Source organism: Streptomyces kebangsaanensis (genome assembly GCF_001906585.1).
Lineage (GTDB): Bacteria > Actinomycetota > Actinomycetes > Streptomycetales > Streptomycetaceae > Streptomyces > Streptomyces kebangsaanensis.
In genome coordinates this window covers 5866-18096 of the sequence record NZ_JUJA01000109.1, presented here as the reverse complement: position 1 = coordinate 18096, position 12231 = coordinate 5866, and the positions used below count along the sequence as shown (strand labels likewise).

At 71.9% G+C, this 12231-nt stretch carries 7 protein-coding genes; 2 read left to right on the top strand and 5 right to left on the bottom strand.

From position 1 onward, the window contains the following. The coding region (locus RH94_RS15780) for an EamA family transporter (RefSeq protein WP_234425801.1) at nt 1-670 on the top strand (670 nt) is incomplete at its 5' end. Nucleotides 671-736: 66 nt separating this feature from the next. Here RH94_RS15780 and pepN (RH94_RS15775) read toward each other — a convergent pair. The 3 genes from pepN (RH94_RS15775) to RH94_RS15765 form a co-directional block, all read right to left on the bottom strand. Continuing rightward, entirely contained in the window at nt 737-3322 is a 2586-nt protein-coding gene (gene pepN, locus RH94_RS15775; protein WP_073948223.1) for an aminopeptidase N, read from the bottom strand. A gap of 115 nt (nt 3323-3437) precedes the next feature. Further along, the gene (locus RH94_RS15770) at nt 3438-4454 is read right to left on the bottom strand and encodes an aspartate-semialdehyde dehydrogenase (protein WP_073948222.1); all 1017 of its coding nucleotides are present in this window, start codon (nt 4452-4454) and stop codon (nt 3438-3440) included. Between the two features lie 374 nt (nt 4455-4828). Next, a complete protein-coding gene (locus RH94_RS15765) occupies nt 4829-8158 on the bottom strand; it encodes a S8 family serine peptidase (RefSeq protein WP_073948221.1) in 3330 nt (1109 codons plus the stop codon). Nucleotides 8159-8405: 247 nt separating this feature from the next. Here RH94_RS15765 and RH94_RS15760 point away from each other — a divergent pair, with 247 nt between their 5' ends. Continuing rightward, nucleotides 8406-8858: an NUDIX hydrolase gene (locus RH94_RS15760; protein WP_073948220.1), complete on the top strand. Its 453-nt coding sequence runs from the start codon at nt 8406-8408 to the stop codon at nt 8856-8858. 88 nt (nt 8859-8946) lie between these two features. Here the strand turns inward: RH94_RS15760 and RH94_RS15755 are convergent, their stop codons facing one another. Beyond that, on the bottom strand, nt 8947-9996 hold the full coding sequence (locus RH94_RS15755) for a serine/threonine-protein kinase (RefSeq protein ID WP_073948219.1): 1050 nt from the start codon (nt 9994-9996) through the stop codon (nt 8947-8949). 202 nt (nt 9997-10198) lie between these two features. Continuing rightward, the coding region (gene pepN / locus RH94_RS15750) for an aminopeptidase N (protein ID WP_234425800.1) at nt 10199-12231 on the bottom strand (2033 nt) is incomplete at its 5' end.

Genomic DNA, 12231 nt, shown 5'->3' with positions numbered 1-12231 from the left:
CGGCTCGGTCGGCCCGCTGTTCGTCGTCGGGCTCTCCGCGCTGCTGCTGGAGCAGCGGCCGACCGCGCGGGCGCTGCTCGCCGGGGTCGTGGCCGTGTTCGGCGTCAGCCTCGTCGTGCTGAAGGCGGCCGGGGCGCCGGACCTCGTGGGAGTGCTCGCCGCCCTCGCCTCCGCCGCCTCGATGTCCGCCGGCACCGTGCTGACCAAGAAGTGGGGCCGCCCGCCCGGCGCGGGCCCGCTCGCGCTCACCGGCTGGCAGCTCACCGCCGGCGGCCTGCTGATCGCCCCCCTCGCCCTCCTCCTCGAAGGGCCGCCCCCCGCGCCGGACGCGCGGGCCGCCGCCGGCTACCTCTACCTGGCCCTGGTGAACACGGCGCTCGCCTACTGGCTCTGGTTCCGCGGCATCGGCCGACTCAGCGCCACCCAGGTCACCTTCCTCGGCCCCCTGTCCCCGCTCACCGCCGCCGTACTCGGCTGGGCCGCCCTCGGCCAGTCCCTCACGCCCCTCCAGCTGACCGGCATGGCGCTGGCGTTCGGGGCCACGGTGGCCGGCCAGTCGGGCACGGCCCGCCCGCCCGCTCCGGCCACCGCGCCGCCCCCGCCCGCCGGCCGGCCCTGCGAGCGCGCCCGCGAGAAGGGGGAGCCGGCGAGCCGGGTGCCGCACCCGTAGCGCCGCCGCACACGCCAAGGGGCGCCCGGCCGGACACCGGGCGCCCCCATGACCGTACGGACGGTGTTACGGCCGGGCGGCCGCCGTGTCCGCCGCCTGGGCCCTCAGGGCGCGCTCGACGCCCGCCCGCGACTCCGAGACCAGCCGGCGCAGGGCGGCGTTCGGCTCGGCCGAGGCCAGCCACTCGTCGGTCCTGCGCAGGGTGTCCTCGGACACCTGGACCGACGGGTACAGCCCGACCGCGATCTGCTGGGCCATCTCGTACGAGCGGGACTCCCAGACGTCCTTGACCACCTCGAAGTACCGCTCGGCGTACGGCGCGAGCAGCTCGCGCTGGTCGGTCTGGACGAAGCCCGCGATGACCGCCTCCTGGACGGCGTTCGGGAGCTTGTCGGAGTCGACGACCGACGCCCAGGCCTCCGCCTTGGCCTCCGGCGTCGGACGGGCCGCACGCGCGGTGGCCGCGTGCCGCTCACCGGCCGCGGTCCTGTCCCGCTCGTACTCGCCGGCGATCTCCGCCTCGTCGAACCGGCCCACGGCCGCCAGCCGCTCCACGAACGCCCAGCGGAGCTCGGTGTCCACGACCAGGCCCTCGACCGTGTGCGAGCCGTCCAGCAGGGACTCGAGCAGGTCCAGCTGCTCCGGCGTGCGCGCGGTCGCCGCGAAGGCCCGCGCCCACGCCAGCTGGTGGTCGCTGCCCGCGTCCGCCGCGCGCAGGTGGGCCAGCGTGGCGTCCGTCCAGCGGGTGAGCAGGGCCTCGCGGGTGGCCGGGTCGGAGTACAGGTCGACGGCCAGCTTCACCTGGCGGTGCAGCGACTGCACGACACCGATGTCGGACTCCTTGCCGACCCCGGACAGCACCAGCGACAGGTAGTCGCGGGTGGCGAGCTCCGCGTCCCGGGTCATGTCCCAGGCCGACGCCCAGCACAGGGCGCGCGGCAGCGAGGACTCGAAGTCGCCCAGGTGCTCGGTGACGACGGCCAGCGACTCCTCGTCCAGGCGGACCTTGGCGTACGACAGGTCGTCGTCGTTGAGCAGGACGACCGCCGGACGGCGCCGGCCGGCCAGCTGCGGTACGGCGGTCAGCTCGCCGTCCACGTCCAGCTCGATCCGGCCGTCGGCGGCGCGCACCAGCTTGCCGCTCGCCTCGTCGAGGTCGTACAGGCCGACCGCGATCCGGTGCGGGCGCAGGGTCGCCTCGCCCTTGGCGCCGGCGGGCAGGGCGGGGGCCTCCTGGCGGATCGCGAAGGAGGTGATGACGCCCTCGGCATCCGTCTCGATCTCCGGACGCAGGATGTTGATGCCGGCCGTCTCCAGCCACTTCTCCGACCAGGTCCTCAGGTCGCGCCCGGAGGTCTCCTCCAGCGCGCCCAGCAGGTCGGACAGGCGCGTGTTGCCGTACGCGTGCCGCTTGAAGTACGCCTGCACGCCCCGGAAGAACTCGTCCATGCCGACGTACGCCACCAGCTGCTTGAGCACGCTGGCACCCTTGGCGTAGGTGATGCCGTCGAAGTTGACGAGCACGTCGTCCAGGTCGCGGATGTCCGCCATGATCGGGTGGGTGGAGGGCAGCTGGTCCTGCCGGTACGCCCAGGTCTTCATCTGGTTGGCGAACGTGGTCCACGAGTGCGGCCACTTCGAGCCGGGGGCGTACGCCATGCAGGCGGCCTCGGCGTAGGTGGCGAACGACTCGTTCAGCCACAGGTCGTTCCACCACTCCATGGTGACCAGGTCGCCGAACCACATGTGGGCCAGCTCGTGCAGGATCGTGGTGGCCCGCGCCTCGTACGCCGCGTCGGTCACCTTCGAGCGGAAGACGTACTGGTCGCGGATGGTCACCGCGCCCGCGTTCTCCATCGCGCCCGCGTTGAACTCGGGCACGAAGAGCTGGTCGTACTTCTTGAACGGGTAGGCGTAGTCGAACTTCTCCTGGAACCAGTCGAAGCCCTGCCGGGTCACCTCGAAGATCGCGTCCGCGTCGAGGAACTCGGCGAGCGAGGGCCGGCAGTAGATGCCGAGCGGGACCGACTGCCCGTCCTTCTCGTACACGCTGTGCACGCTGTGGTACGGCCCGACGATCAGCGCCGTGATGTACGTCGAGATGCGCGGCGTCGGCTCGAACACCCAGACGTCGTTCTCGGGCTCGGGGGTCGGCGAGTTGGACACGACCGTCCAGCCCTCGGGCGCCTTGACCGTGAACTGGAAGGTGGCCTTCAGGTCCGGCTGCTCGAAGGAGGCGAAGACCCGGCGGGCGTCCGGAACCTCGAACTGGGTGTACAGGTACGCCTGGTCGTCGACCGGGTCGACGAAGCGGTGCAGGCCCTCGCCGGTGTTGGTGTACGCGCAGTCGGCGACGACCCGCAGGACGTTGCGGCCCTGGAGCAGGCCCGGCAGGGCGATCCGGGAGTCCTCGAAGACCTCGGCCGGGTCCAGCGCGTCGCCGTTGAGGGTGACCTCGTGGACCGCCGGGGCCACCAGGTCGATGAAGGAGTCGGCGCCGGTCTCGGCGACGTCGAAGCGCACCGTGGTCACGGACCGGTAGGTGCCGCCCTCCTGCGCGCCGGAGAGGTCGAGATCGATCTCGTACGAGTCAACGGTGAGCAGCTTCGCCCGCTGCTGCGCCTCTTCGCGAGTCAGGTTTGTGCCAGGCACGCGGTCATCTCCTCGTGATGGGTGGGTGCGGTCATCCTTCCACGTCGTGCCCCAGGTGAACGGGCGGTCACCGACTCCGGCGACCGCCCGCCCGCATCACGTACCCGAACGGGTCCTACGCGCTCAGCTCCGCCGCCACCAGCTCCGCGAGCTGGACCGTGTTCAGGGCCGCGCCCTTGCGGAGGTTGTCGTTGGAGATGAACAGCGCGAGACCGTTCTCCACCGTCTCGTCGCGGCGGATGCGGCCGACGTACGACGGGTCCTGGCCGGCCGCCTGGAGCGGGGTCGGGATGTCGGAGAGGGCGACGCCGGGGGCACCGGCCAGCAGCTCGGTGGCGCGCTCCACGCTGATCGGACGCTCGAAACGGGCGTTGACCTGCAGGGAGTGGCCGGAGAACACGGGCACGCGCACACAGGTGCCGGAGACCTTCAGGCCCGGGATCTCCAGGATCTTGCGGGACTCGTTGCGGAGCTTCTGCTCCTCGTCGGTCTCGTTCAGGCCGTCGTCGACGAGGCTGCCCGCGAAGGGCAGCACGTTGAAGGCGATCGGGCGCTTGTAGACGGACGGCTCGGGGAAGTCCACGGCCGCGCCGTCGTGGGCCAGCCGGTCGGCGTCCGCAACGACCTTCTGCACCTGGCCGTGCAGCTCGGCGACGCCCGCGACGCCCGAGCCGGACACGGCCTGGTAGGTGGCGACGACCAGCGCCTGGAGGCCCGCCTCCTGGTGCAGCGGCTTGAGGACCGGCATCGCGGCCATCGTCGTGCAGTTCGGGTTGGCGATGATGCCCTTGGGGCGGTCGGCGATCGCGTGCGGGTTCACCTCGGACACCACCAGCGGCACGTCCGGGTCCTTGCGCCAGGCCGAGGAGTTGTCGATCACCACGGCGCCCTGCGAGGCGACCTTCCCGGCCAGCGCCTTCGAGGTCGCGCCGCCCGCCGAGAACAGCACGATGTCCAGGCCGGAGTAGTCCGCCGCGGCCGCGTCCTCCACGGTCACGCCGTCCAGGACGGTCCCCGCCGAGCGGGCCGAGGCGAACAGGCGCAGCTCGGTGACCGGGAACTCGCGCTCCGTGAGGATCCCGCGCATGACCGTGCCGACCTGACCGGTGGCTCCGACGATTCCGATCCTCACGGTGACTCCTCCACGTGTGCTGTCGTGTGCTGTGCGTGCGTACTGCCCGACCGAGGCCCTTCCATCATGCGGCCCGCCCCGGCCCACCTGTCCAATTCTTTGCCCGACGTGCCCGAGGACTGGGACGGGCACGTCCGGAGCACACCCGTGTTCCTGCCGCCCGCACCCGTGCCGAACTGCAGGAATTCGCCCGGCGGGGCCTTCCCGCCGCAAGCTGTGCTGCCGCGTGCCTGCCCGCCGGGCCCTGTCTCATACAGCGGTGTGACGTACGCCTCCCGGCTGCCTCCCGGGCTGCCTCTCGGACCCGCTCATGACGAAAGGGGCGGGCGTCCGTACGGACGCCCGCCCCAGTGCCGTGTGCGCGACCGCGTCCGCTACGGGACGACCTTGCCGATCTTCACACTGCCGAGGCCCGCGACGGTGCCCTTGGTGTTCACCACCTGGACCTCGCCGAAGAACTCGCGGCCCGCGGGGGCCGGCTCGTTCGCGACGACGTCGGCGGAGATCCGCGCAGTGCCGTTCGGGGCGAGCGCGTACACCTTCGACTCGTCGACCTTCACCGAGCCGAGCGCCGCCGAGTAGTACACGTCCCGGTAGTCGTAGGCCGTGGTGCCGGCCGGCACCGAGTAGGCGTCGATCAGGATCGTGTACGTGCCCGGGGCGGGCTTGGCGATGGAGACGGACTCCTCCGAGCCGCCCGCCGCCGAGTAGGCGACCCGCTGGCCGGCGGCGTTGTAGACGTACAGGTCCAGGTCGGCGCCGGCGTCCGCGACGTTGCCGATGGCGACGTCCAGCCGCTCGGCACCGGCGGGCACGACCACCGTCCTGGTCTGGGTCTCATCGTCGGCGATGGTCGGGCGGTCCGACTTCGACGAGCCCAGCGAGCCGCCCTTCAGCTTGGCGTCCAGCCCGGCGAGCTTGTTCGTCAGCGTCCAGGACACGGAGGTCGGCGTGCCGGCCTTCGCCTCCTCGACCGTCTGCACCGCGGGGCTGAAGTCCAGCCCGTACACCGCCGCGTTCAGCGTGAACGGGTTGTCGAGCAGCGGCGAGGTACGACGCGACTCGACCTCGATCTCCCAGACTCCCGGCATCGGCTTGGCGTACGAACGCACGTCCGGACGGCAGGTGTTGGCCGGGTTGTTGTAGTTCGGGTAGCAGTTCGGGGTCGAGGTGGGGTCCACCGGGGTGCCGTACGGGTGGATCGCGATGAAGCGGGTCTGGCTGCCGTCCTTGAGCCCGCTCATCGAGACCTCGAGGGTCTTCGCGCCCTCCGGGACCGTCACGAAGTACGACTGGGTGCTGTTGCGCTGCGCGACACCCGACACCGAGTGGGCGTAGGACGGCTTGGCGATCTCCGAGGAGACCACGACGGTCAGCATGATCTGCTTGTCCACGCCCTCGGTGCGGCGGTCGTCGACCTCGAGGATCGCGCTGTGCACACCGGCGGCGCCGGGACGCGCCTCGATCTCCACCGTCACCGGCTTGTTCAGCGGCAGCGAGACCTCGCGCGAGCCGACGATCCTGAAGGTGCCGTCGTCGTTCTTCAGGCCCAGGTGGTGCTTGACCGAACCGGCCGGGCCCGTGGTGCGGGTGACCTGGACGTCGTAGGACTTCTTCTGGCCCTTCTTCAGGCCGCCCTCGCGGTCGTACAGGCCGGTGCCGAAGCCGGGGGTCTTCAGCGCCCAGGACAGCGAGGTGCTGACCGGGGCCTTGACCCCGTACTCGTGCGCCGCGGCGCTCTTGGCGCTCTTCTCGATCGCCTTCCAGGCCTGGACGACGTCGATCAGGCCCGCGCCCTCGCTGTGCGGCTGCTCGCCCTTGATGTGCTGCGCGGTCGAGGTGAGCGCGGTGCGCAGCTTCGCCGGGGTGAGGTCGATGCGCTTCTGCTTCGCCGCCGACAGCAGCAGCGCGGACGCGCCGGCCGCCTGCGGGGACGCCATCGAGGTGCCCTGGAGCATCGAGTAGCCGGCCGGGAGGGAGTAGCCGGCCTCGGCGACCGGGCCGCCGGGCAGCCAGGTCTGCGTGGTGTTGATGGCCGCGCCGGGCGCGGAGATGACCGGCGTGAAGCCGCCGTCCTCACGCGGACCGCGCGAGGAGAACGGCATCATGGCGTACTTCTTGCTCACCACGGAGCCGTAGTTGGCCGCCCAGGTCTCCTTGGAGATGGTCGCGCCGACCGAGACGACCTTGTCGGCGAGGCTGGGGTCGCCGATGGTGTTCAGGCCCGGGCCGCTGTTGCCCGCCGAGATGACGAGCTGCACGCCGTAGGTGTCGATGAGCCGCGTGTACAGCTCCGCGCGGGCGTTGTTGCCGTCGTTGAGCGCCGGCAGGCCGCCGATGGACATGTTGACGATGTCCACGCCGCGGTTGACGACGAGGTCGATCATGCCCTCGGTGAGCGCGACGTTGGTGCAGCCGCCGTTCCAGTTGCAGGCCCGGGAGGAGACGAGCTTGGCGCCCGGGGCGGCGCCGTTCATCTTGCCGCCGAACAGGCTGTTGGCGGCGGTGATGCCGGCGACGTGCGTGCCGTGCTCGGACTCGATCAGACCGATGTTGACGAAGTCGGCCTTCTTGCCGGTCCAGGACCCGCCATAGGGGTCCATCGGCACGTCCTTGCGGATCTCCACGACGAACGGCTGCCGCTCGACGACGTCCGTCTTCGGGTCGTCGGTGCCGAAGTAGCCGATCTGGAAGCCGTCCTTGTACGGCTTCATCGGCGTGTCGTCGGTGAAGTCGTTGTTGTTGTTCAGGTCGACGCGGACCGTGCCGGCCGCCGGGTCGTACAGGACGCCCCAGGAGTCGGTGGTGTCGCCGTCGCGGTTCACGTCCCCGTCGGCGTCGCCGCCGACGGTGTACGACTCCTTGAAGACGCTGATCTGGTAGGAGCCCGTGGGCGCCTTCCAGGTCTTGCCGTCGTAGGTGAAGGTGGACCCGGAGACCGGGTTGACCATCGGGCGCCAGGTCTGGTCGCTGTCGACGATCGGGTCGGTCGCGGTCACCCAGTCGACGATCTTGCGCTCGCCGGTGGTGGTCTTCTGCAGCGCCGGGTGGGCGAGGTCCACGCCGGAGTCGAGGATGCCGATGGTGACGCCCCGGCCGTCCGCCTTCGGGTTCTTCTTCACGAAGTCGACGGCGCCCGTCTCGAAGGACGGGTTGTACGGGTTCTCGGCGGGGGTCTTCTTGTCCGGGGCCGGGTAGGCGGCGTCGCCCTTGCCCTTGCCCTTGCCGCCGCCCTTGGCGGTGTCCGCGTCCGGCCTCGGGTCGTCGAGCGGGATGTCCTGCTTGAGGTCGATGGCCTGCACGGAGGACAGCTTCGAGGCGGCGGCGATCGCCGAGTCCGCCTTGTCCGTCGGCACGGTGGCGCGGACGTAGCCGAGCTTGTCGTAGGTGCGGCCCACGGCGCCGCCCTTGACCGCGTCCAGCTGCCTGGCGACCTGCTCGGTCTGCCCGGGAGCGGTGGCGATCATCATCGTGACGTGCTCGGCGCCCTCGGCCTTGGCCTCGGCGAGCAGTTCGGCGCCGGCCGAACCGAGTTTGTCGTCCGCCGGCTTGACGGCCGGGTCGGTGGACGTCGGGCCGTCCTGGGCGAAGGCCATGGGTATCGGCCCTGCCATGGAGAGCGCGGCCACCACGCCGGCCGCCGTGGCGATGCGGGCCAGCCGTCTGGCACCGGTGAGCGGTGCGTGCTGGGGGTCGGAGGTCATTGGCATCCCTTGTAGGTAAAGGAACCAGGCGAGTGTGCGATCGGGTCCGATCGCCACCGTCCGGATTTCGGAGCCGGACGATCGCTCAGGTCTACCTAAAGAAAAGATGTTTGACGAGAGTTGACCATGGAGGGAAGTGTGCATGGCGTACTTCCGCCATGCGCCACCCGGGAGATAGCCGCCCAAACCGTGCCGGTTCCTCCGGTGTCGCCCCCCGCCCTCCCGGGCCACGCCGTAACGTCCCCCCATGCACAAGGAGTTGAGGGTGGCGGCCTACGCCGTATGCGTAAGGGACGGACGGCTGCTGATGGCCCGCTGGGTGGCCGGCGACGGCACCCGTCGCTGGACCCTGCCCGGCGGCGGCATGGAGCACGGCGAGGACCCCTACGACACCGTCGTGCGCGAGGCCGAGGAGGAGACCGGCTACGCCGTCGAACCGGTCGCCCTCCTGGGCCTGGACTCCGTCCGCCGCGCCTACCCGCGCCGCCTGGGCACCCACGCCGACTTCCACGGCCTGCGCATCCTCTACGAGGCCCGTGTCACCGGCGGCGAACTGCGCCACGAGACGGGCGGTTCCACGGACCGCGCGGCCTGGCACCCCCTGGAGGCGGTCCCCGCACTGCCCCGGGTCGGCCTGGTCGACGCGGGGCTGCGCCTGTGGCGCGAGCGCCCGCCGACGGGGAAGCCGGCGGCCACGTGACGAGGACGGTGCCCGGCACACGAGGAGGGACCGCCGGGGTCGTCCCGGCGGTCCCTCCTCTCCCCTCCTGATGTGCCCGGGACCGTCGCTAACGGGGCAGCACCACGACATACGCGGCCGGGTCGCGGTCGGCTGCGGCCATCAGGGCGGTGCGGACGACCGCCGCCTGCTGCTCCAGGGCGTCGCGCAGCTTCCTGGGGGTGATGTGGACGACCGTGACGCCCAGCCGCTCCAGGTGCTCGCGCTTGCGGGCGTACTCCGCCCCCTGGGCGTCCTCGCCCTGCCGGGAGGCGCGGGTGTCCAGCTCCACCGCGACCGCCTGCTCGGGCCAGTACGCGTCCAGGCCGCCCAGGTGGGGGCCGCCCGGCAGCCGCAGGTCCACGTTCCAGACCGGGTCGGGCAGGCCGTACTCGCGGACCATCCGGTACAGCCGGTCCTCCGCGAGCGCCCGGCCCTCGGCCAGCAGCAGGTCCACCGCGTCCACCACGTGCGGCCGGGCCAGGAGCCTCGCACTGGTCAGCTCCCGCACGACCGCTGCCGGTTCGCAGTACCCGCCGCGCACCGCCTCGGTGAGCAGCCGCCGTACCGTGCCCGCGTCCGACAGCCCGGCCACCGCGTCCGCCAGGGCGCGCGGCACCGGGGCCACCGGCAGCCCGGTGACCAGGTCCGCCACGGGCAGGCCGGCCGTACGGACGATCCGGGCGCAGCCCGTCGAGCGCAGCCGCCGGCCGCGCTCCACCAGGACGTCGATCCTCTCCAGCGACGGCAGGGCGGGTGCGGCGGCGAAGCCGTGCAGGGTCAGGGCCGCCAGGCCGGTGACCATCGCCTCGGCGTACACCGGGCGGCGCGGGTCCTGGGCGGTCGGCTGCGCGGGCACTTTGGGCGCGGGCCGGGGGAGTGGGCCGCGCGCCGCGTACATGAGCACCGCGTGCAGCCGCTCCTCGCTGGTCGGCGGGCCCGGGTGGAGCAGGAACACGCCCGGCAGGATCTGCTGCCAGGGGCCGCCGCGGCGGCACCGCTCGGCCGACTCGGCGGCCGACACTCCGTGCTCGCGCAGCTGGGCGGCGGTCAGGACCCGGCGGTGCGCCTCGGCGAGGTGGTGGAGGGGGCGGGGGGAGAGCGGGGTGTTGTGGTTCATGTCCGGCACGTTTCCCGGACCGGATCCGGACCTTAACCACTGTTACAAGAGCGGCGCTCAATCCGGACAACCCCGCCCTAAAGGACGGGTGTTCGGATGCCGAAAACCCCTGGTCCGTCCGGGGCGGACCAGGGGTTACGGTGTGTCTTGCCTGAATTTCGTAACGGTTACCGCGCGCCCGACCTTTGGCCAGAGTTACGGCTCATCGGGCCGCCGCCCCGGCCGTCTCGTCGCACGCCTGTCCACGCAGCGCCCGTGCCAGGTCGTCCCGCGCCTCCAGGACCAGCCGGCGCAGGGCGGGCGCGGCCTGCTCGTGCGCGGCGAGCCACGCGTCCGTCGCCTCCAGGGTCTCCCGCGAGTCCTGCAGCGCGGGGAACAGACCCCGCACCACGTCCATCCCGATCTGGATGGACCGCTCGGTCCACACCCGCTCGATCGCCTCGAAGTACTTCGGCGCGTACGGCGCGAGCAGCTCCCGCTGGGAGGGCTGGTCGAAGCCCGCGATCGTGGCCTCGACCAGCGCGTTCGACAGCGCGTCGGACTCCACCACCTGCTCCCACGCCCGCGCCTTGACGGCGGCCGAGGGCCGCGCGGCCAGGCAGCGCACCTGGTGCCGCTTGCCGGAGGCGGTGTCGTCGCGGGCGAGTTCGCCGGCGAGCGTCCTCTCGTCCGCCACCCCGTGCGCCGCCAGCGGCCCCAGGAACGCCCAGCGCAGCTCCTGGTCGACCTCCAGCCCCTCGATCTCCTCCGTGCCGTCCAGCAGGCCCTCCAGCAGCCGGAGGTCGTCCGGGGCGGAGGCCATCGTGGCGAAGAAGCGCGCCCACGCCAGCTGGTGCTCGCTCTCCGGCTCGGCCTGCCGCAGCTCGGCCAGCGCCCCCTCGGCCAGCAGCCGCCCGCCCGTCTCCCGCCAGCTCGGCGCCGCGTAGTGCACGAGCGCCGACTCCGCCCACGTGTGCAGCATCTGCAGCACGCCGATGTCGGACTCGCGGCCCGCGAACCGCAGCACCAGGCCGACGAAGTCCCGGGCGGGCAGCAGCGCGTCCCGGGTCATGTTCCACAGCGCCGTCCAGCACAGGGCGCGGGCCAGCGGGTCGGTCAGCGCGCCCAGGTGCTCGCGCAGGGTGGCCAGCGAGGTCTCGTCGAAGCGGATCTTGCAGTAGGTGAGGTCGTCGTCGTTGACCAGCACCAGCTCCGGGGCGTCCTGACCGGCCAGCTCCGCCACGACCGTACGGGCGCCGTCCACGTCCAGCTCGGCGCGCGCGTACTGCTCCAGCGCCCCCACCTGGGAGCGCCGGTACAGGCCCACCGCCACCCGGTGCGGGCGCAGTTCGGGATGGGACTCGGCGGCCTCCTGCAGGACGGCCAGCTCCTCGACGGTGCCGTCGGCGCCCAGCACCACCTGCGGGGTCAGCGAGTTGACCCCCGCCGTCTGCAGCCAGGCCCGCGCCCACGCGCCCATGTCCCGGCCGCTGGTCTCCTCCAGGACCGCCAGCAGGTCGCCCAGGCGGGTGTTGCCGTAGGCGTGCCGCTTGAAGTAGCGGCGGGCGCCCTCCAGGAACGCGTCCTGGCCGACGTACGCCACCAGCTGCTTGAGTACGGACGCGCCCTTGGCGTAGGTGATGCCGTCGAAGTTCAGCTTGGCGTCCTGCAGGTCGCGGATGTCCGCCGTGACCGGGTGCGTGGAGGGCAGCTGGTCCGCGCGGTACGCCCACGCCTTGCGGCGGTTGGCGAAGGTGATCCAGCCGTCGGTGAAGCGGGTCGCGCCGACCAGCGCGAAGGCACCCATGAAGTCGGCGAAGGACTCCTTCAGCCACAGGTCGTCCCACCACTCCATGGTGACCAGGTCGCCGAACCACATGTGCGCCATCTCGTGCAGGATGACGTTGGCCCGCGCCTCGTAGGAGGCCCGCGTCACCTTCCCCCGGAAGATGTACTCCTCCCGGAAGGTCACCAGGCCCGGGTTCTCCATCGCGCCCAGGTTGTACTCCGGCACGAACGCCTGGTCGTACTTGCCGAACGGGTACGGGTAGTCGACGTGGTCGTGGAAGAAGTCCAGGCCCTGCTTGGTGACCAGGAAGACGTCGTCGGCGTCGAAGTACCGGGCGAGCCCCTTGCGGCACATGGCGCCGAGCGGGATCTCCAGCCGCGTACCGTCCTCGAACACCCGCTCGTAGGTGTCGGTCACATAGTGGTACGGCCCCGCCACCACGCAGGTGATGTACGTCGAGATCGGCT

Coding starts and splice junctions, on each gene's coding strand:
- RH94_RS15755 (WP_073948219.1), bottom strand. CDS start 9,996: ATGAACCACAACACCCCGCTCTCCCCCCGCCCCCTCCACCACCTCGCC.
- RH94_RS15765 (WP_073948221.1), bottom strand. CDS start 8,158: ATGACCTCCGACCCCCAGCACGCACCGCTCACCGGTGCCAGACGGCTG.
- RH94_RS15760 (WP_073948220.1), top strand. CDS start 8,406: ATGCACAAGGAGTTGAGGGTGGCGGCCTACGCCGTATGCGTAAGGGAC.